We start from the raw sequence: 18,676 nt of genomic DNA on the forward strand, positions 1-18,676 counted from the left end.
TGATTCATAAGAAAGTGCTGCTGCATGGTATTAAGTTTACAGGGTAACTATCCCAAAAAAATTATAATTATTGGTAAAAAAATACTGAATGTCCGTTTATTTTATATATTCACAGATAATAGTTGTTTTTTGTGTGTGAATTTCAACGTTATAAGTTCGATACAATAGTTTTACCCTTTTGTAACTTTTTAATTAGCAGGATGCTATATGATGAATTCAGAAATAAAAAATATAAAAAATATAAAAAATGAGGTGTTCCATTTATGCTGCATATAAAGAACAAAGCTCTCCGCAAATGGTCTAAAGTAAGCTTGGCGGCAATGATTTCACTCGGTGCATTGGCAACTGTTTCACCGGTTAGCGCCGCTGTTGGCGTAAAGACTGAAACTGCCGCAACAGCAGCAGTGAAGAACAGCACTACGGCATACGTGAAGAGTATCTTGGCGCTTGCTAAACAAGGAAAAGTACCGGGGAGCACTTTTGTATCCGGGAAAACGCTGATTAGTGAGATTCATAAAAAATGGGGCGACCCAACTTCATCCGGCAACGGCTACGAGTTTTACAATTTCGGAATGGGGGCGGGCGCATACGCGGTTGGTGTCAATAAAAAAGGAGTGGTGTACGATCTTCGCAATTTCGGTCAAGCTATCGATCCAACGGTTGGCATTAAATCATTAACCTTTACTTCTGTCATCACGGCGCTTGGCATGCCCAAAGAGATAAGATTCATTGGAACCGATAAAATTTACCTGTACAGCGCCGGTGATCGTCAACTTAAATTTGTGGGACCCAAGACTCCAGTTAAAGGCAAAGCCGTTCATATCGACCACATCAATGTCTACTCGCCAAAAGCTGATTAATAAATGTATGAGGGCTATTCAAGGGTCAATTTGATTCTTGAGCAGCCTTTTTTGTTATTGTGAACCTCAGTATTTATGAAGATTACAGCATAGATAACTGAAACGCTGTCTGCCGATTAAAGGATATCTTCGACAGAAGTCAGATCAAATTGGAGGTTTTGAAGCTGCATGAGATGCACGGCCGATAAACGCCCTAATAGCTCGATGCCTTTATCCGTTAAAGCAATATGAACGCTTCGTGCATCAGCTGGATTGGGGCGGCGCTTGACTAGAGCGGATTTTTCGCAGCGGGTTACAAGGCCTACACAAGCATGGTGAGTGATCTGCAGCTTTTCGGCCACTTCGGAGATGGTTGCGTAATCGCGTCCCGGATAGCCTTGAACGGCAAGAATCAGTTGATGCTGCTGCGGTGTCAGGCCCACCTCTCTGGCGGCATTTTCACTGAAGTGAATAAATATTCGCAGCTTATATCTAAAATCCGCCAACTGCTCATAAACTGCTTTTGGTAAGCTTTGATTTGGCATTTATACAGGCTCCTTTGCATATTTATATCGTAATGAGATATAAATTCAGATTTGGAGATGAGTGTTATGAGGGCAAGCGAGATTGTGAAATCGATTTCCTTCGGATTATTTTTTGCTATTTTTGCGATTGGTCTTTTACCGTTTCTAGTCGTTTACAGCTTGGCTGAGTTATACGGTTTGACTGAGTATTATGAATGGGTAGGGGTACCGCCTCTGTTCATATTTCCCAAGTTGAAAAAGAAAGACAATAAACCCAAATAAACACCCAAGCGGTTCAAGTGTAGAGTTGATCAATAAGGCAGAAACACGTAATGTTAACTATGTTATTATACAGGGAATCGAGGATGCTGATAACTCGCGTGAAGAAAAGCTCATCGTATGAATTTCGGAAAATCGGCTTTCGATTTATAGAGATAAGGCTGCTGCCAGTCCTAAACTGACAGCAGCCTTTAACTTCGGGCCAGTTAAAATGATAATATAAACGGAGAAGAAAGTACCTTATGCACGACGTGTGGACCAATGTGCAGGGCGAGTCAGGGACTGCGGAAATTTGGTGTTGTCATCGCCCTTTGCTGCGTTGAGCTGGGCCTGGGTGAGAAAGATACTGCCGGTGAGATCGGCACCGCAGAGGTCAGCGTCCCGGAAATCAGCCCCGATGAGATCAGCCCCTCTAAGATTAGCCCCACTGAGGTCAGCGGCAATAAGGTAGGCTCCCCTTAAGTTAGCGCCCCTGAGGTCATTGCCTCTAAGATTGGCACCGATGAGATCGGCTCCACGGCCGTAGTTCTTCTTCTTACGTCCAGAGGAGTCCTGCTTCTGGCGGCTGACTTCAGCCCGCACGAGTTCACTGGTCCGCAGGAGAAGAACGTTGACCTCGACCCGGTGAGCTGCCACGTCCAATTTCATGAGTGAGTCTGGGCTAAGACCAGTGAGGCGTATCGTCTCCTCGAATGCGTTGCTGAGCTCGCCGTGGATCGAACGGGCCGGCTGCAGCGTCAGTGCTTCGCTCAGATACCAGAGCAGTTCATGAAGATGCCACATGACGGGGAATACCTCAAACATTTGCTTCGCGGATTCTGGGTGCTGCCGCCAGTCCTGTCCGCCAAAAGTGACATGAGAAACCTTTTGCCCCGCACCGAAGCAGTCGTAAACCGTACAACCCCGAAAGCCCAGCTCCCTTAGGTTCGTGTGTACGCCGCAGCGGAAGTCTGATTGCAGGTTGCTGCAGGGCTGGCCGGCGTTTTTGTCCATTGCGAAATCTACCGAGGCTGCGAAGGGCAGCGCCGCGCAGCACAAGCCGAAACAGTTCTCGCAGTCTGCTCGCAGATCAAGGCGGTTCCTGTCCGGACGAGCATCTGAATATCCTTGTTTCTCAGTCAATGCGTGTCCTCCTTCCGTAGTACTTGAATAGTCCAATCTATTAGCAAGGCGATGGGAGGTTAAAGGGATGTTATTCTATGAAAAAAATTTGATATTTTTCTCAATTCTTATATACTAGTACTGAATATTTCCCCCGTCAATCCTCGCTGCAGCTGAGAACCGCATTCAGGGATGGGATGATCTGCTGCAGGACCAATATTTGGGGTTCCTGGTCCCTGAAATCAATTTCTCATGAAGGAGTGAGCCAGGGTAATGCCAATTCATTCGAAGCTTGGACTTGGAGGACATACCTTTATCGCTGAACTGGGTAACGATCCGCTTGCGACATTCGAGGAGCAATGTGAGATTGTTCGCACATGTCTGAACGAAAGCATTCATTTGATTGATACCACTTACTACCAAGAACGGGCTGCGCTTGGACAGATCTTCACTGCGATCGGAAGGCGGGAGGAAGCCCGGGTTATGGCCTGGAATTTCTTCAAGGAGCCTGGAAAAGAAAACGAACTGGTCCCCTTTACACCTTTCGAATCTGCTCATATCAGGCAGATGCTGGAAGAACTTCAGACAGATTCCATAGATATTCTGGTCATTCACGCTCATGACGACTCTGTGAAGCTCAAGCAGGAGCTCTCGCTAGCAAAACAATGGATGAGTGAAGGGAAGGTGAAGAAGGTTGGTTTAGGAATGGCGCAGCTGAAACATCTCCAGCTGTTGCCTGACGATCATCCAGTTACTCATGTACTGGCACCCTATAATGCGTTTCGCCTTGAAGCAGCAGAGATGTTCACTTATGCCAGGGATTATGGAATGACGACGATTGCACTTTCTCCCTTCATCCGCGGCTGGAAGCTGGATGAGCTGGGTGAGCAGAAAAGCATGGCGGCAGATCTTCTGCTTAGGTGGGTCACGCAGCAGCCGCTGATTGATCACGTTATTGTCTCTATGCGAGCCAAGGATTGGATACATGCCAACCTCCAGGCTGCCGGGCGAGGTCCGCTTAACGAGAAAGAGCGAACGATTATCGACAATTGGACAGCTAGAATCGGTTAATGAGGACGGGTCAGTTTGAATCCGAATACAATGACGGTCTAGAAATTGACCCTTCTGTGAACTTTGCAGAAGGGTTTTTTGATGTTCGTTCACCCCGTTTTATCAATGCCTTGATACCGACGTTCTCTATCCGGCAGCTAGCTTTTCAACCGCCGATAAGCGCCTGGATTGGAGGTGGTCTGGCAATCGTTTCAATTTAATCGATTGAATTCTCTTTACAGATGGCGTTTCGATCTGCTAGAATGACCGCATTGAATTGTTAACCAGTAATAATTATTTTGGTTAACAATTAATCAATTAACGGATGGTGATTATTTGTGACATCGGACTATGAACGGCTTGCCGCCCTGAATAAAAATCATGTATGGCATCCTTTTACTCAAATGAAAGACTACGTTCACTCAGACCCTCTCATTATTGAACGGGGCGAAGGCATCATGCTGTATGACGTTCATGGGCGGGCTTATTACGATGGCTTCTCCTCCGTCTGGCTTAACGTTCACGGACACCATGTGCCGGAGCTAAATCAGGCAATCACAGAACAATTAAAGCTCGTCGCCCATTCCACCCTTCTCGGTATGGCCAATGTACCGGCAATCGAACTTGCTGAGAAATTGGCAGGTATTTCGCCGAAAGGTTTAAACAAAGTGTTCTACTCTGATTCAGGAGCAACCGGTGTCGAGATCGCGATCAAAATGGCGTTTCAATACTGGCATAACCAGGGAGTACGGGGTAAAACTTCGTTTATCACGATGAATCAAGCTTACCACGGAGATACAATCGGCGCGGTAAGTGTCGGAGCCATCCCTCTGTATCATGACGTATTCCGTCCCATGTTATTTCCTTCGCACATCATTCCATATCCTTATGCCTATCGCCATGAAGGCGGGGAGATGAAGGCATTGGAAGACACGCTGGCGGCACTGCGGAATTTACTTGAGACGCGGGCGGATGAGATTGCCGCACTCATTGTAGAGCCGATTGTGCAAGGGGCGAGCGGCATCATTGTCATGCCGCAGGGCTGTTTAAGCGAGATGGCCGCGTTATGCCGTAAACATGGCGTGCTGCTTATCGCCGATGAGGTGGCAACCGGGTTCGGCCGGACGGGCGCAATGTTCGCCTGCGATCTTGAAGATGTATCACCTGATTTGATGGTTATCGGGAAAGGGCTTACCGGCGGTTATTTGCCCCTGGCAGCGACCCTTGCGACTGATGAAGTGTACAGTGCGTTTTATGGCGATTACCAAGAGCAGAAAACATTTTTCCACGGCCATTCTTTCACAGGCAATCCCCTTGGTTGTGCCGCAGCTTTGGCTAACCTGAAGCTGTTTGAAGATCGGAATATAGTGGAAGGAGTAAGAACAAAGGCGTCATTTGTGGAGCAGAAGCTTGCAGCTCTTAAGGATCGCCCGCATGTTGGAGAAATCCGGCAAAAGGGATTAATGGTTGGCATCGAGCTTGTCCAAGATAAGGATTCGCGCGCACCGTATGATTGGGCAGAACGAATCGGCGTCCGCACGAGTCTGCGGGCAAGGGAACTCGGCATGCTGACGAGACCGCTGGGCAATGTGATCGTCTTCATCCCCCCGCTTGCAAGCAGTCAAGCTGAGCTGGATGCTATGACAGCTATTTTGTCGGAATCGATTATCAGCGTCACCGAAGGCGGTGCCGTTACATGACTCCATTGAATGCTGCACCGATACGCGGATTATTTATTACCGGAACGGACACGGAAGTCGGCAAGACAGTCGTGACGGCAGCTATTGCCGCTGCGCTTCGCGCCGAAGGACGGAATGCCGGTGTCTGGAAGCCGATTCAGTCCGGCGCAGTTCCTGGCAGCGGAGCTACCGATGCTGAACGGCTGCTGCAGTACACAGGTATTGATGAACAGCCTGAAGCGGTAGCTCCATTTTCGTATGAAGCTCCGCTTGCGCCGCTGCTTGCAGCCAAGCATGCAGGTGAGACCCTTTCTTTGCAAGAGCTGGTCGCCGCTGGCTTACCGCTTATCAAACGATACGAGCTGCTGCTTGTCGAAGGCGCAGGCGGCGCCGCTGTTCCTCTTACCGATGACGCGCTGGTGGCGGACCTGATCTCGGAGCTTCGGATACCTGCTCTGATTGTAGCAAGGTCCTGCCTGGGCACGATCAACCACACGCTTCTGACTGCAGCATTCCTGCAGCAGCGCGGCATTCCGGTTGTAGGTTTCATTATGAACGACGGCGCATCGAGTGAGCAGCGTAACGATCCGAGCACGCATTCAAATGCGGAACTCATTGAACGATACAGCGGCCTTAAGTGCCTTGGCCGGTTTCCCTCTCTGAATGAGGAAATCAATTTAGAAACGCTGATACATACTCTGCGAAAAAACATACAACTCGCACCGATCAGGCAGGCATTGGCAGTTTAAACTATTTGGGAGGAAGATTGAGATGAATACAAGACTAACGAATATGGACTGGCAGACGTTTGCCCAAAAAGCGCTGAACGGAGAGTGCTTAACGTTAGAGGAAGGTCTTACTGTGCTTGAAACCGGCAATGATGAGGTGCTTCCGCTCCTGCATGCTGCATTCATCGTGAGAAAACATTATTACGGCAAGAAAGTAAAGCTGAACATGATCATTAATGCCAAAAGCGGTCTTTGCCCCGAGGACTGCGGCTACTGCTCGCAATCCATCGTTTCAACGGCGCCGGTCAAAAAGTATACCCTGCTTGATAAAGATACGCTGCTTGCCGGCGCTCGCGAAGCGATGGCACGCAAGGCTGGAACCTATTGCATCGTAGCAGCCGGGAAAGGTCCGACTGACAAGGAGCTTGATCAAGTGGTAGACGCGGTTAGAGAAATCCGTGAAACCATGCCGCTCAAAATCTGCGCTTGCCTAGGCATTCTGAAGGACGATCAAGCCGGGCGTCTTGCTGAAGCCGGTGTACACCGTTACAATCACAACCTCAACACGAGCAAAGCAAATTACCCTTCCATTACGACGACCCATACCTATGATCAGCGTGTTGAAACCGTGGAAGAAGTTAAGAAACACGGTATGTCCCCCTGTTCCGGTGTCATTATCGGCATGGGCGAGACCAATCAGGAAATTGTTGAAATGGCTTTTGCTCTTCGCGAACTTGATGCAGATTCGATACCGATCAATTTTTTGAATGCGATTCCCGGAACTCCTCTCGAACATGCAGGACGCACTTCGTCGATGAAAGCATTGAAGGTGCTGGCATTGTTCCGTTTCATCTGTCCCTCTAAGGAAATCCGTGCGGCGGGCGGGCGAGAGGTCAACCTCCGCACACTGCAGCCTTTATCGCTGTACGCAGTTAATTCACTATTTGTGGGTGATTATTTGACGACAGCAGGACAAGAGATTTCGGCTGATCATCAAATGATTGAGGATCTGGGCTTTGAGATTGAATTAAATGCCCTTTAAGGCGGTGCAATCAGAGTGAACTGGATGGACAAGGAACTTGAATTATTGGCCGGCGCCTCATTGGAACGCTCCTTACGCGTCAGCAGCCCGGTCTTCGGATCTCCTGGCTATACAGTGCGCGGAGATCAAATGCTGCTCAACCTGTCTTCTAATGATTACCTGGGACTCGCCCAGCATCCAGCCATTATTGACATCATGCACAGAACGCTGCAATCCGAAGGTGCCGGCTCCGGTGCTTCGCGCCTGGTGACAGGCAACCGGCAGCCTTATGCCCCGCTGGAAGCAGCATTAGCCGCTTGGCAAAACTGCGAAGCATCGCTCGTTGTTGCGAATGGATATATGGCTAATATTGGCGCGATTAGTGCCTTAGTGAGCAGAGGGGATGTTGTTTTCAGCGATCAATTGAATCATGCCAGCATCGTGGATGGCATTGTATTAAGCCGCGCGGATCATGCAAGGTACCGTCATAACGATATGGAACATCTAAGGTCTTTGTTGAATAAGCACCGGGATAAGCGGCGAAAGCTGATCGTAACAGACGCCGTCTTCTCCATGGACGGGGATCAGGCGCCCTTGCGTGAGCTCGCTTTGCTCAAACGCGAATATGGAGCAATGCTGATGGTGGATGAAGCGCACAGCGGAGGAGTATACGGGAAACGCGGCGAAGGTTTGTGCCATGAGCTTGGGATTCAGGATGATGTGGATATTCATATGGGAACGTTCAGTAAATCGTTCGGTATCTACGGCGCTTATATCTGCGGCAGCCGCACACTCATCCGGTGGCTGGTTAACAAGGCAAGGCCGCTCATCTATTCGACCGCGCTGCCTTCTTCAATCGTAGCCGGTATATCAAAGGCGTTAGCTTTGGTACAAGCCGATCATTGGCGCCGGGAAAAACTTGATGCGGGAAGCAGGCTATTTCGGGATTCACTTCGCTCTGCTGGATTTATAACCGGTGACGGCGGCTCTCCGATTGTCCCTCTGATTGTCGGCGATAATGAGCTGGCCTTACGCTTCAGCAGTGCTCTTGAAGAAGTTGGTATTGCATCAGTGGCGATTCGTCCGCCAACTGTCCCGGCCGGCACTGCGAGAATCCGTTTCTCATTGTCAGCCGCCCATTCGGAAAAGGAGCTCACCGAAGCAGCTGCACATATCCGAATCATCGGACATCAGCTTGGGGTGGTGAGTTCATGATCGCCTCAGAGATTCAGGCAGGGAACACGCATCAAGAGATAACCGGTACTATCTTATGGCTGACCGGCTGGAGCATCCCGGATACGGTCTTCAATAGGCTGCAGGCGCTGCTGCCTGATTTCCATCATCATTCCGTTGATTACAGTGCTGCCGATTCTCCAGAGGAAATGCTGATCCTGATTGAGACGGCGGCAGTACATGTACGGTCTTCGAATGGCCCGAGCAGCAGGGCAAGAGCCATTGACAGCCCTCTGCTGATCGGAGGCTGGTCGCTTGGCGGCTTGCTGGCGCTGAAATTAGCCGGGAAAGGTTATGCGGATGGCTTGGTTTTGTTTGCGGCAACAGCCCGATTTACCCGTGCAAAAGAAGAGTCGGACCTCGGCTGGGCAGATGCATTCGTTAGACAGATGATTACCGGAATCATGAAAGACCGGCTGGGAGTAGAAGCAAAATTCCGGCAAAATATGCTTACGGAAGAGGAATGGGAGGCTGGGCAAGGCAAAAGCCTTCCGCAGGAAGGAAGCTGGACAACCCCCGCACTCATTGCCGGTCTACAAATTTTGCGGAGCGAGGATTGTGTGCCTCAACTTCCGGAAATCCTTTGTCCGGTTCTTCTCATCCACGGAACGGCGGATAAGATTTGTCCTTACGGCGCTGCTTCAGAGCTTGCAGCCCGTTTGCCGCAAGCATCGTTACTTTCAATGCCCGGCTGCGGTCATGCGCCTTTTATGGAAAGAGAGGCTTTCATAGCTGACAAAATGAGGAGATGGTGGCATGAGCAGCAGGATTCGGCATCAATTTAACCGCAGCTCTGCAGGGGCGTATGACAATCATGCCCATGTGCAGCGCGGCATGGCAGACCGGCTTGCAAAATCTCTTAAGGGGAGGGTGAGGAAGGACGATACAGAAGGGGCTGACATTCTTGAGATCGGCTGCGGTACGGGAACGTTGACCGAAATTTTGGCGGGTGATTGGTTACGCGCTTCGATAACTGCTCTTGACATTGCGCCCGAAATGATCAAAGCGGCTGAACAACGGGTTACATCCAGTACAGCCAACCCTATAGAATCTTGCAGCAGTCTGCATGACCGTTTACGTTTTCTAGCTGCTGATGTTGAATTGTGGGCGGCTGATGTTCCGTCAGCCTCGTATGATCTCATCGTTTCCAATGCTTGCTTTCAATGGCTGAGTAATCCGGGGCAGACGCTCTGCCACCTGCGGCGGCTGCTTCGCACGGGAGGCCTGCTGGCGTTCTCGACATTTGGACCGCATACGTTTTATGAGCTGCATGAGGCATTTAATGAAGCATACCGGGCCAGTGGAATGAAGCCGCAGCGTCACGGACTGTCGTTCCTGGCGACAGCTCAGTGGAAGCATTTGCTCAAGGAATCCGGATTCTCAAGCATTCAATTGGAGCGTTCGATTCAAACGGAGACGTATCAATCAGCAAGGGATTTTCTTCATTCGGTAAAAGCGGTGGGAGCCAGCACGACAGAAGCTTCCTCTATGCGCGGACTGAGCCCGCGGCGCCTGTTCTCCGACATGTATAAGGAATATGAGGCTAAGTTCAGGATAGAGGGCGGCGTCGCTGCGAGTTATGATTTGCTGCTGATCCAAGCATCGGCAGATGGGTAGATGAAGTCCAATTCCTTGGCTGCTTGCTGCTTGCGGCACTTTATTGAGCCGAATAACTGCGGTATTCGGAAGGGCTGCAGCCCTCATTGGCTTTAAATGCGCGGCTGAATGCATGGATGTTCGAATAGCCGAGCTGTTCAGCGATGTCCTGCAGGGGCAAGTACGTATATTGGATCATGATTTTGGCTTTCTCCATCCGGAGCTGCTGGTGATATTGAATCGGCGTCATCTGGTACATGTTCTTGAATAGATGAATCAAATAAAACTTGCTGATGTGGAACCGTTCAGACAGCTCGCCCAGCTTAATGCTGCGGTGCACGTTGTAATCGATATAGGTCCGAACCTTCGAAAGCATCTCCATATGTCCATCGCTTTTCATCTTGCTTCCCCAGTATTGCTCTCTCATGATTTGGGACAATATCGTGAGCAGGCAGCCTTTGATGCGGAGCTCATAAAAGGGAGGCTTTGTTTCGAATTCCCGAATCAGCTCGAATAAAGCTTGCTCTATTGAAAGAGGGTCCACCGGTCGAAAGTGATTGGGTATGAAAAAAGGCTGGGTGGACAGCTCGTTCTCCCTAATCCATCCCCGTTCCTTCGCGTTCATCTGGCTGAGAGGTTTAAAGGATACGCCGATTTCCTCGCTGTCCGGCTGAACATACAGATCGAAATGAACATGCGGCTGGCGGATCCGTGCCCCTCCAATAATTTGAATCGAGTGTCTTTGCCCCGGTTTAAAGAAGAAATAGTCACCTGCCTTCCCGTTGTATTCCTCGTCCTCCACGGTCACTACAAGCTGGCCTTCCATCAGGTACAGCAATTCATAATCCCAAATGACCCGCTCGTCTATCTTCCATGAAGCTTCCAGCACACTATCCATTGCCACCCGGATAAAAGGCGACAGATTTTCAATCATCATTCTATTCACCTCAGCAATAATTGATAAACAATTGAACAATAAAAGCTAATGATTCCTCGTAACTTTCATTATATAATAGGTTCGTAAATACACAACATATGGTACACGAGGTGATGGAATAATGCTGCAGCAACACGGACTAGGATTCGACTTATCCACCGCTCCGCTCGTCACGAAAGCACGGACCCGGTCAATTTCGGCAGAAAATCCGAACGGTGAAAAGGGACAAGGCGGCAAAGAATCGAGCAACTTGGGCGTTGGACGTAAAGGAAGACCTGCCATTACGCTTAATCAGGGCGAAGAGGTCACGCTTGCCCATATTCAAGGAACCGGTGTCATCCAGCATTTCTGGATCACCGTCGCCGATAAAACGGGTAGAGGGCATGCGGCACAATACGTTCTCCGCGATCTTGTTCTCCGCATGTACTGGGATGATGAAGAGACCCCATCGGTCGAAGTTCCGCTCGGCGATTTTTTCTGCAATGGCTTTGGTGTACGAACCAATGTGAATTCGCTTCCGATCTCCGTCGTACCGACGGGGGGCATGAACTGTTATATACCAATGCCGTTCCGGCAGTCGGCGAAGATCACGATCGAGAACCAGCATGCCGCAAATATCGAAGGATTTTTCTATACGTTCAATTATACGCTTGTTGATCAGCTGCCGGAGAATGCAGCTTACTTCCACGCACAATGGCGCCGTGAAAGCGTTACCGAAATCGGCAAAGACTACACCATTCTGGACAATGTCAAAGGTGCGGGGCAGTATATCGGCACGTACCTCGCATGGGCTGCACTAGAGCGAAACTGGTGGGGTGAAGGCGAGATCAAGTTCTTTATGGATGGCGACCAGGATTGGCCGACTATATGCGGAACCGGTACGGAGGATTACGTAGGAGGCGCATGGTGCTTCAACAATATGAAGACGAATGAACCGGAATCGTATTCCACGCCTTATTTGGGCTATAAGTTTTACAAGGAAACGACCGAAATCGATGCCTGGTATGGCCATAATGTACCGATGCACGGGATGTACCGCTGGCATCTGCCTGATCCGATCCGTTTCGAAAGCGACCTGCGGGTAACGATTCAGCAAATCGGACATGACCACACCAAGCTGTTCGAACGCTCAGATGACATCTCCTCTGTAGCCTATTGGTATCAGATGGAGCCGCACGAACCGTTCCCTGCGCTGCTCTCGGCTAACCGGAGATGGCCAAGGTAAGACCATTCATTCGAATGCGGCGATAGATGAAGAACGTCCCTTTCCACAGCGGAAACGGGGCGTTTTTCTGTTTTTGAAGCAGCAAGGAATTCCCGGATTCTGCCTTGACCCGCAGATTAGATTTACAGGAGCAGGGCTGCGAATATTTACTAAGCAGAGATAAGCTGGATCGGATTGTTCCAGCTCGCAGAAGGGAAGTGTCTGGATGGCAGCTTCAAAGACGGAGTATGAAATCAACGGCAGAAGTATGCAATGTCCCACAGAGGTAGCCGTATACTTGATTGCAGGCCAATGGAAACCGTTGATTCTTCACAAGCTGCTTGAAGGAAAGCAAAGATACGGTGAGCTGAAGAAACGAATTCCCGGTATTAATGACAAGATTGCTGACCGAGCAATTGCGGAAGCTGGAGGAGGCCAAGCTGATTGTCAGACATGTATATCCCTCCGTACCTCCGAATAGGCAATAGGCGCCGCGGTTTCCACATATGGAGCAGCTGAGACTTATCAGCCTGACGGCTCAAACCGGTTTACGCTGCGCGAATATCTGCGCCCTATTGAGGGAATGGCGAATTTCGTGAACGCATCCTACTTGCCGCCGTTCTCGCTCAGCGATGTTGGCAACGTCACAGATGAACAGCTGGAACAGAGCAAATCGGATTACGTCTGGCATATTGACAACGCTCAAGGGAAAATTCTGGATGCAGCCTATGCAAGGCGGAAAGAGTATTCCAATTAACCTGGATAGCCGGGTAAGGCTTAACCAGACTTCCGGAACGCCTGGATTCATGCGTAATGAGGCAATTGGAAAGAATGATGTTGGAAACTAACGAACAGAATCATACATCACAGCTTTTCTGACAAGGGCTGCGATTTGCAAGCAAGCGCTCATGGCGTTTGCTTTTTTGGGTCGTTTGTGAGCATCATTTTAAAGTTGGTTGCCCGGGTTTCAATACGTTTATCAAGAAATGTTGGAGTTAGTGGTATACTGAGTCAGTAGCGCTGTATTTCAGGAGAAAATTCAGGGAGGATTATCTGCAGTGGGACACTTTCATATCGGTTATTATGAAGATAATTATTGTATAGAAGCTACCGGCTTTCAGAATGAGGATGGAGGCTGGGACGTGTTTTTCAATGATTTGGACGAGGAAGATATTCGACTATTATTCGATTCAAGCTGTGAGATTAATAATGAATTTGGAGTTCTGTTATTCAAAGCAGCTGATTATGAAGATGCCGAGAATAAGTTTGTAAATTGGGTAAAAAGTGTCTTGCTGCCTTTTTTAGAACCTACTAGCAATGATTCTGACTGCATCGATCATCAATGATCATTAGATATTCAAATATTTCAATCTCAATCATTGATTCTTGCTGAGTGATGTGAAGGTACATAATGAAGGAAGGGCAACCCCGCCATCATCAATTCTTCCTTCCTATCCGCGGCAAAAGAGCCTAAGAATCCTGCTACACCTAGGCCTATACTGGAATTCATACAGTTAAAAAGGGTTCCCTCCGAATAAGGGGCTTCTATACTGCATTCCATACAGTTAAATCGCCCCAAATGAGCCTTATTGAGCACAATTAGTCAGTTATAACTGGATTTATCCAGTATAGCGCTCATTTGAACATCTAAAGCCCGAAATAGCTGTAATAATCCAGTATAGATGCGCAATATTACCCGATAATGCTCTTTATTATTTCGAGAAGTCGAGTTTTAGAGGGAGCTGACAGACTTACCGTCAAAATGTAAGAGCTTTGCGCATGGCCAGTGCAGCGCCGGTTGCGACGGCATCCTCGCGCAGCTCACCTTTGGAGAAATCCGGCTGGTATACCGGATCGTAATACGTATTTTTTCGAGCGATCCGGATCGCTGTCTGATAGAACGGCTCAAAGGCGCTGATAAGTGCGCCGCCGATAATGATTTTCTCCGGATGGAACATGTTGATCAGATTGGCGAGGCCGATGCCAAAATAATGGGCAGCCTGGATGAAGAGCTCCTCGGCATAGTCACTGCCTTGTCCCAGCGCTTGAAGAAGGGTATCATAGCTGATTGCGTCTTCTGTCACATGGCCGATCCGCATCAGGTCGCCGCGTCCCAGTTTGGCGTCTGACCGCGCCTTCTTCTCCAGCGCCTGCACAGAAACATACGCTTCCAGCGCCCCGTAATTGCCGTAATCCTGCAGCCGGATGCCGTCGGTCTGAATGACCATCTGGCCAATGGAGCCTTCCATGTCAACCGAGCCGTGCACAATCTGGCCATGCGACATCATAGCGGATCGAAGGCCGACACCGGCATGAACGTACAGCATATGTTGGACATTCATGCCTCGCAGCGACCACTGTTCGCCGATCAGCGCAGCGTTCGCACCGTTTTCGAGCATCGCCGGGAGGCTGGTTTTCTCCGTCAGCATGGCGCAAATCGGAACGTCCGACCAGCCCCTGGCGGGGAAATTAAGCGGCTTCAAAATCGTGCCGGAAGTACGGTCGAGCGGCCCGACCGCGCCGACGCCAATGCCGAGAACCTGCCGTGCATCGAGGCGATGATCGTTGAGGATGGAGCGGATATTGGTCGCCGCGTGGCGTACAAGCTGCTCCGGCGTCATCGTTTCGTCCATGCGCCAGCGCGTAAACGATTTGGGATTCATATTCATATCGAAAAAACCAAGCGCGGAGTAGCGCCTAGACAGCTCGAGCCCAAAGAAATAGCCGTAGTCGTTATTGATTTCATACAAAAGAGGGCGGCGTCCGCCGCTGGACGGGCCAAGTCCGGACACAATAAGCAGTCCCTCTGCCACCGATTCATCAAGCAGGCGCGTAAGCGTGCTGCTTGTGAGTGAATAAGCCGCGAGCAGCTCCGCCTTCGAGACAGTCCCCCGGTCCGCGATGTGATCGTAAATCATTTGTTTCATTGAAGGAATAGTGCTTCTCCATTGTATGTTCACAGCTCTTCTCCATGTATCCCGGTAAATGAATTGGATCTTAAATTGAGGCTATTATAACCTACTTCACTGCGAGCCGCCAACCATTTGGCGGTTCAATAACCCGCTATAGCAGAACGATTCCGGCGATTCCCGAAGCTGCAATAACGAGCAGGGGATGAAGCTTGTATCTGAGCAGCGCGAGAACGGAGGCTGCGCACACAAGCAGCATGACCGCTGTCTGCCAGTCGATATTACCGGTTCCCTTTGGAAAACCAAAGCGGATGGCGGCAAAAGCGATAAGCCCGGTGACAATCGGCCGAAGGCCGTAAAAGGCAGCTTTTACCCATCGGTTACGACGAAGCTGGTAAAAGAAAGCAGCGATAATGACGATGATCAGGAGCGAAGGCAGTATGATCCCGGCGGTCGCAGCTGCAGCACCGGCCGTTCCGGCAATTCTGTAGCCGATCAGCGTAGCGCTATTCGTGGCAATGGGCCCCGGCGCCATCCCCGCGAGGGAGACAATCTGCTGAAACGCCGCGTCGCTGATCCAGTTCTGTGCGCTGATTCCATAGTGGACCATTGGGATGACGGCATACCCGCCGCCGTAGGAGAGAAAACCGATCTTCAGAAAGAAGACGAATAAGTCCCACAGCATAAGAAACCTCCTGACTCAAATGTAGTACTCGAGATATAATGGATCGTTCTGCGAACTTGTGCTCCTCTCCTTCTCCGTACGGACCTTCATGCCGAGCACCGACTTCAAGGCTACACAAGCAATTCCACACACAATGCCGCCGGCAATCGCAATAACCGGATTGAATGAGGTCATCGTCAGCAGTGCAAGCGTACAAATGAAGATCGCAACGGTCGACTTATCAAACAAGGAAGATTTAGCCATCTTGTAAGCGGAGACGAGAATGAGCGCCAGAATCGCACCATGAATGCCCTGCATGGCGGCCACGGCCTTCGGATGCTCGTCAATTTGCAGGTACACCAAACCAAGCGCCAGTACAATCAGGAATGTGGGCATTGTTATGCCCAGTATGGCGGTTACCGCGCCTGGCAATCCTGCCAGACGATAACCGATGAATGCGGAGGCGTTGACGCCGACACCGCCTGGAGCGGAACCGGCGATGGACAACAGGTCGCTCATCTCCTGCTCGTCAAGCCATCTTCGCTTCTCTACCGCCTCCCGTTCGATCATGGGAATCATGGCGTAGCCGCCGCCGAAGGTGGAAGGGCCTATCCGAAAAAAAGCCCAGAACAAGTGAAGCAGCCTAGTCGCGCGCTTCATTCTCATTTGTCATTCAGCCTCCTTATCGGGTGAAACATCTCCCCTTTTATTATAACAACTTAATTCCAAAATGGTATAAACTTTTTGTGATATATGTTTATACAAGCCGAATAAGAAGATTTTTTGATAAAATTATCAATGAATCCTTCTTTTTCTGTGAATCAATAATCTATTTATTTCAAAATGGTAATAAGATGATAGGATTGGATTTTAACCATTCCTTTCGTATATGATCATAACAAATGAATCGCCGACATTTAGGTAGGGAAAGGGGTAATAGAAATGGAATCGAACAAACCGTGCTGCGCGGCCCGCAGAGATCAGACTGAGCCGGGAGTGCTGCCGATTCCGACGCTGTCTTCCGCTCAGGTGAATTCCGCCGGCAAGCAAGTGCGAGGCAGCTTGATCCGAATAGAAGGCGGCGTGTTCCGGATGGGAACGGATGCCGTCGACGGATTTCCGGCAGATGGAGAAGGACCGGTCCGGGAGGTGCGCCTCGATTCGTTTCTGATATCGCCCTACGCCGTCACGAACGCGGAATTCCGCGACTTCGTGGACAACACGGGTTATATCACGGAAGCCGAGCGCTTCGGTTGGTCTTATGTCTTCCATCTGCTTGCCTCGGAAGAAACGCGAATGCGCGTGAAAGACGTCCCGCAGCAGGTGCCGTGGTGGCTTGTCGTAGAAGGTGCCTATTGGGCAAAGCCGGAAGGGCCGGATTCGACGGTCGATGAGCGGCTGGACCACCCTGCCGTGCATATCTCGTGGAATGATGCAGAAGCCTACTGCGCTTGGTCGGGCACGCGGCTGCCGACCGAGGCGGAATGGGAATATGCGGCAAGGGGCGGTCTGGCAGGCAAAACTTATCCGTGGGGCGATCTGCTCAAACAAGACGGCAAGCATATGTGCAACATCTGGCAGGGCAAATTTCCGGTCAAAAACAATGCAAGCGACGGATATGTGGGTACAGCGCCGGTCAACGCCTATGAACCCAACGGATACGGGCTGTACAACCTCTCCGGTAATGTATGGGAATGGTGCGCGGACTGGTTCAGCCCCGGCTACCACAGGCAGACCTCTCTAAGTAACCCGAGGTTTAACGAACCCCAGGAGCGGCGGTCGATGCGCGGCGGATCCTATCTTTGTCACCGTTCCTACTGCAACCGTTACCGGGTAGCGGCGAGGAGCGGCAATACACCGGACAGCTCTACCGGCAACTGCGGTTTCCGGGTCGCAGCGGATATCTCGATTGAATAAAAGGCTGCAGCGCTTGCACTTGAGCGGGCAGCTTTGAAACAGCTGAACTCAAAACGAATTCATTTTCTACATTAATGTGGAGAATGGGTTCGTTTATTTTGTTCATCCCGCTGAGGAAGGGAATTAATGTCTAATTGACTTTTGAGACAGCCCCTTTGCTATAATAAGGCAAACAAATCGGGGGAGGATTTGCCGCATGTCGATATGGCTTCGCAGAATCGCACTGGTTTTGTCGTTCAGGCGGAGTATTCAGGGGAAAATATTCATCGTGTTCAGCCTTGTCATCCTGTCCGCGCTTGTGCTGGTCGGTCTTGTCATTTATTACAATCTGACAAACAATATTAAGCGCAATGCCATCCATTACGTGACCGACAGCATCCGCCGGGCGGACGAGAACGTCAATGTCGTCGTGCAGGATGCGAGCCGGCTGTTGGCGCTTGTTGTGACGAATGAAGATAGCGTTATCAATGTGCTGCAGAGCGGAAATCCGGAGGTATCGCTGGCCGGATTCCGGGATCAGAAGAAGATCGACAACTTTCTGTCCTATTTAATCGCTTATAAATCATCTATCAACCGGATTTCCGTTGTAAGTGTTCAGGGCGGCAAAATCTTCTATGAGGGATTCCCTTATGTGGACCGTACCACCCTGAATAACGAGCTCGTCAGTCAAATCGTGAAAGCGCCTGCAGAAAAAATGTTCATCAGCCAGAATTACAACGGGCGTGAGGAGACGGTTACGATCGGCCGTAAAATCGTGCATAACCGCAAAACGATCGGCGTCGTGATGATTGATCTCAACTACGGGATCTTAAGCAATAACTACAATATCCGGCCATCGGAGGACAGCGGCATTTATGTGATGAACGACAGCGGCGAATTCATCTACCGCTCTTCCCCTGACCCAGGCGTCAAGAGCTTGCCGCTGCTCCGGGAGTCGGCTGGAGCAAGCGGCGTCCGCGAAGCGAAGCTGGGCGGCAAGTGATCCAACGAAGGTG

Annotated in this window: 20 protein-coding genes and 2 pseudogenes; 16 read left to right on the forward strand and 6 right to left on the reverse strand. The window is 50.1% G+C overall.

What is annotated here, in order from left to right:
- The first annotated feature begins 263 nt into the window (after positions 1 to 263).
- Positions 264 to 860 carry a YjgB family protein gene (locus tag ACFPYJ_RS12580; RefSeq protein ID WP_379188497.1) on the forward strand — a complete coding sequence of 199 codons (597 nt, stop codon included), beginning with the start codon at positions 264 to 266 and terminating at the stop codon, positions 858 to 860.
- Between the two features lie 116 nt (positions 861 to 976).
- On the opposite strand, the gene ACFPYJ_RS12585 is transcribed toward ACFPYJ_RS12580, so the two are convergent.
- On the reverse strand, positions 977 to 1,384 hold the full coding sequence (locus tag ACFPYJ_RS12585) for a MarR family winged helix-turn-helix transcriptional regulator (RefSeq protein WP_379188498.1): 408 nt from the start codon (positions 1,382 to 1,384) through the stop codon (positions 977 to 979).
- 66 nt (positions 1,385 to 1,450) lie between these two features.
- Here ACFPYJ_RS12585 and ACFPYJ_RS12590 point away from each other — a divergent pair, with 66 nt between their 5' ends.
- Positions 1,451 to 1,645 carry a hypothetical protein gene (locus ACFPYJ_RS12590; protein ID WP_379188499.1) on the forward strand — a complete coding sequence of 65 codons (195 nt, stop codon included), beginning with the start codon at positions 1,451 to 1,453 and terminating at the stop codon, positions 1,643 to 1,645.
- 237 nt (positions 1,646 to 1,882) lie between these two features.
- Here the strand turns inward: ACFPYJ_RS12590 and ACFPYJ_RS12595 are convergent, their stop codons facing one another.
- Positions 1,883 to 2,764 (reverse strand): pentapeptide repeat-containing protein, encoded by an 882-nt coding sequence (locus ACFPYJ_RS12595; protein WP_379188500.1) that lies wholly within the window; start codon positions 2,762 to 2,764, stop codon positions 1,883 to 1,885.
- Positions 2,765 to 3,016: 252 nt separating this feature from the next.
- Here ACFPYJ_RS12595 and ACFPYJ_RS12600 point away from each other — a divergent pair, with 252 nt between their 5' ends.
- From ACFPYJ_RS12600 to bioC, 7 genes are all read left to right on the forward strand, one after another.
- The gene (locus tag ACFPYJ_RS12600; protein WP_379188501.1) at positions 3,017 to 3,814 is read left to right on the forward strand and encodes an aldo/keto reductase; all 798 of its coding nucleotides are present in this window, start codon (positions 3,017 to 3,019) and stop codon (positions 3,812 to 3,814) included.
- A 317-nt stretch (positions 3,815 to 4,131) separates the two neighbouring features.
- Positions 4,132 to 5,493 carry an adenosylmethionine--8-amino-7-oxononanoate transaminase gene (gene bioA, locus ACFPYJ_RS12605; protein WP_379188502.1) on the forward strand — a complete coding sequence of 454 codons (1,362 nt, stop codon included), beginning with the start codon at positions 4,132 to 4,134 and terminating at the stop codon, positions 5,491 to 5,493.
- Complete coding sequence (gene bioD / locus ACFPYJ_RS12610; protein ID WP_379188503.1) at positions 5,490 to 6,221, forward strand: dethiobiotin synthase; 732 nt, start codon at positions 5,490 to 5,492, stop codon at positions 6,219 to 6,221. The genes bioA and bioD overlap by 4 nt, the downstream gene beginning before the upstream one ends.
- 43 nt (positions 6,222 to 6,264) lie before the next feature.
- Complete coding sequence (gene bioB, locus ACFPYJ_RS12615; protein ID WP_379188602.1) at positions 6,265 to 7,242, forward strand: biotin synthase BioB; 978 nt, start codon at positions 6,265 to 6,267, stop codon at positions 7,240 to 7,242.
- Positions 7,243 to 7,266: 24 nt separating this feature from the next.
- Positions 7,267 to 8,436, forward strand: coding sequence for an 8-amino-7-oxononanoate synthase (gene bioF / locus ACFPYJ_RS12620; RefSeq protein ID WP_379188603.1), 1,170 nt, complete (start codon positions 7,267 to 7,269; stop codon positions 8,434 to 8,436).
- Positions 8,433 to 9,239: an alpha/beta hydrolase gene (locus tag ACFPYJ_RS12625; RefSeq protein ID WP_379188504.1), complete on the forward strand. Its 807-nt coding sequence runs from the start codon at positions 8,433 to 8,435 to the stop codon at positions 9,237 to 9,239. Before bioF ends, ACFPYJ_RS12625 begins: the two co-directional genes overlap by 4 nt.
- The gene (bioC, locus tag ACFPYJ_RS12630; RefSeq protein WP_379188505.1) at positions 9,211 to 10,071 is read left to right on the forward strand and encodes a malonyl-ACP O-methyltransferase BioC; all 861 of its coding nucleotides are present in this window, start codon (positions 9,211 to 9,213) and stop codon (positions 10,069 to 10,071) included. Before ACFPYJ_RS12625 ends, bioC begins: the two co-directional genes overlap by 29 nt.
- Positions 10,072 to 10,111: 40 nt before the next feature.
- Here the strand turns inward: bioC and ACFPYJ_RS12635 are convergent, their stop codons facing one another.
- Positions 10,112 to 10,987, reverse strand: a complete 876-nt coding sequence (locus ACFPYJ_RS12635) for an AraC family transcriptional regulator (protein WP_379188506.1) — start codon at positions 10,985 to 10,987, stop codon at positions 10,112 to 10,114.
- Positions 10,988 to 11,108: 121 nt separating this feature from the next.
- On the opposite strand from ACFPYJ_RS12635, the gene ACFPYJ_RS12640 reads away from it, so the two are divergent.
- The 5 genes and pseudogenes from ACFPYJ_RS12640 (at position 11,109) to ACFPYJ_RS12660 (ending at position 13,537) form a co-directional block, all read left to right on the forward strand.
- A complete protein-coding gene (locus ACFPYJ_RS12640) occupies positions 11,109 to 12,212 on the forward strand; it encodes a glycoside hydrolase family 172 protein (RefSeq protein WP_379188507.1) in 1,104 nt (367 codons plus the stop codon).
- A 247-nt stretch (positions 12,213 to 12,459) separates the two neighbouring features.
- Positions 12,460 to 12,555 (forward strand): annotated as a pseudogene (locus ACFPYJ_RS12645) (winged helix-turn-helix transcriptional regulator); the annotation flags it as partial.
- A gap of 28 nt (positions 12,556 to 12,583) precedes the next feature.
- The gene (locus tag ACFPYJ_RS12650) at positions 12,584 to 12,679 is read left to right on the forward strand and encodes a winged helix-turn-helix transcriptional regulator (protein ID WP_379188508.1); all 96 of its coding nucleotides are present in this window, start codon (positions 12,584 to 12,586) and stop codon (positions 12,677 to 12,679) included.
- Positions 12,676 to 12,948 (forward strand): NAD(P)H-dependent oxidoreductase, encoded by a 273-nt coding sequence (locus ACFPYJ_RS12655; protein WP_379188604.1) that lies wholly within the window; start codon positions 12,676 to 12,678, stop codon positions 12,946 to 12,948. Before ACFPYJ_RS12650 ends, ACFPYJ_RS12655 begins: the two co-directional genes overlap by 4 nt.
- A 301-nt stretch (positions 12,949 to 13,249) precedes the next feature.
- Positions 13,250 to 13,537 carry a DUF3986 family protein gene (locus ACFPYJ_RS12660; protein WP_379188509.1) on the forward strand — a complete coding sequence of 96 codons (288 nt, stop codon included), beginning with the start codon at positions 13,250 to 13,252 and terminating at the stop codon, positions 13,535 to 13,537.
- 411 nt (positions 13,538 to 13,948) lie between these two features.
- Here the strand turns inward: ACFPYJ_RS12660 and ACFPYJ_RS12665 are convergent, their stop codons facing one another.
- The 3 genes from ACFPYJ_RS12665 to ACFPYJ_RS12675 all read right to left on the reverse strand — a co-directional run bounded on the left by ACFPYJ_RS12665 (position 13,949) and on the right by ACFPYJ_RS12675 (position 16,430).
- Positions 13,949 to 15,118 (reverse strand): ROK family protein, encoded by a 1,170-nt coding sequence (locus tag ACFPYJ_RS12665; protein ID WP_379188510.1) that lies wholly within the window; start codon positions 15,116 to 15,118, stop codon positions 13,949 to 13,951.
- Positions 15,119 to 15,254: 136 nt separating this feature from the next.
- On the reverse strand, positions 15,255 to 15,785 hold the full coding sequence (locus ACFPYJ_RS12670) for a chromate transporter (RefSeq protein ID WP_379188511.1): 531 nt from the start codon (positions 15,783 to 15,785) through the stop codon (positions 15,255 to 15,257).
- Between the two features lie 15 nt (positions 15,786 to 15,800).
- Positions 15,801 to 16,430 carry a chromate transporter gene (locus tag ACFPYJ_RS12675; protein WP_379188512.1) on the reverse strand — a complete coding sequence of 210 codons (630 nt, stop codon included), beginning with the start codon at positions 16,428 to 16,430 and terminating at the stop codon, positions 15,801 to 15,803.
- A gap of 405 nt (positions 16,431 to 16,835) precedes the next feature.
- Here ACFPYJ_RS12675 and ACFPYJ_RS12680 point away from each other — a divergent pair.
- Both ACFPYJ_RS12680 and ACFPYJ_RS12685 read left to right on the forward strand, forming a co-directional pair.
- A pseudogene (locus ACFPYJ_RS12680) lies at positions 16,836 to 17,681 on the forward strand (formylglycine-generating enzyme family protein); the annotation flags it as partial.
- Positions 17,682 to 17,877: 196 nt separating this feature from the next.
- Positions 17,878 to 18,663: a hypothetical protein gene (locus ACFPYJ_RS12685; protein ID WP_379188514.1), complete on the forward strand. Its 786-nt coding sequence runs from the start codon at positions 17,878 to 17,880 to the stop codon at positions 18,661 to 18,663.
- Positions 18,664 to 18,676 lie beyond the last annotated feature (13 nt).

Source organism: Paenibacillus solisilvae (assembly GCF_042656405.1).
Taxonomy (GTDB): domain Bacteria; phylum Bacillota; class Bacilli; order Paenibacillales; family Paenibacillaceae; genus Paenibacillus_Z; species Paenibacillus_Z solisilvae.

Excerpts from the sequence above, each read along its gene's own strand:
- ACFPYJ_RS12580 (WP_379188497.1), top strand. The coding sequence starts at position 264 with ATGCTGCATATAAAGAACAAAGCTCTCCGCAAATGGTCTAAAGTAAGC.
- ACFPYJ_RS12585 (WP_379188498.1), bottom strand. The coding sequence starts at position 1,384 with ATGCCAAATCAAAGCTTACCAAAAGCAGTTTATGAGCAGTTGGCGGAT.
- ACFPYJ_RS12590 (WP_379188499.1), top strand. The coding sequence starts at position 1,451 with ATGAGGGCAAGCGAGATTGTGAAATCGATTTCCTTCGGATTATTTTTT.
- ACFPYJ_RS12600 (WP_379188501.1), top strand. The coding sequence starts at position 3,017 with ATGCCAATTCATTCGAAGCTTGGACTTGGAGGACATACCTTTATCGCT.
- bioD (WP_379188503.1), top strand. The coding sequence starts at position 5,490 with ATGACTCCATTGAATGCTGCACCGATACGCGGATTATTTATTACCGGA.
- bioB (WP_379188602.1), top strand. The coding sequence starts at position 6,265 with ATGGACTGGCAGACGTTTGCCCAAAAAGCGCTGAACGGAGAGTGCTTA.
- bioF (WP_379188603.1), top strand. The coding sequence starts at position 7,267 with ATGGACAAGGAACTTGAATTATTGGCCGGCGCCTCATTGGAACGCTCC.
- ACFPYJ_RS12625 (WP_379188504.1), top strand. The coding sequence starts at position 8,433 with ATGATCGCCTCAGAGATTCAGGCAGGGAACACGCATCAAGAGATAACC.
- bioC (WP_379188505.1), top strand. The coding sequence starts at position 9,211 with ATGAGCAGCAGGATTCGGCATCAATTTAACCGCAGCTCTGCAGGGGCG.
- ACFPYJ_RS12635 (WP_379188506.1), bottom strand. The coding sequence starts at position 10,987 with ATGATGATTGAAAATCTGTCGCCTTTTATCCGGGTGGCAATGGATAGT.
- ACFPYJ_RS12640 (WP_379188507.1), top strand. The coding sequence starts at position 11,109 with ATGCTGCAGCAACACGGACTAGGATTCGACTTATCCACCGCTCCGCTC.
- ACFPYJ_RS12650 (WP_379188508.1), top strand. The coding sequence starts at position 12,584 with ATGACAAGATTGCTGACCGAGCAATTGCGGAAGCTGGAGGAGGCCAAG.
- ACFPYJ_RS12665 (WP_379188510.1), bottom strand. The coding sequence starts at position 15,118 with ATGAAACAAATGATTTACGATCACATCGCGGACCGGGGGACTGTCTCG.
- ACFPYJ_RS12670 (WP_379188511.1), bottom strand. The coding sequence starts at position 15,785 with ATGCTGTGGGACTTATTCGTCTTCTTTCTGAAGATCGGTTTTCTCTCC.
- ACFPYJ_RS12675 (WP_379188512.1), bottom strand. The coding sequence starts at position 16,430 with ATGAGAATGAAGCGCGCGACTAGGCTGCTTCACTTGTTCTGGGCTTTT.
- ACFPYJ_RS12685 (WP_379188514.1), top strand. The coding sequence starts at position 17,878 with ATGTCGATATGGCTTCGCAGAATCGCACTGGTTTTGTCGTTCAGGCGG.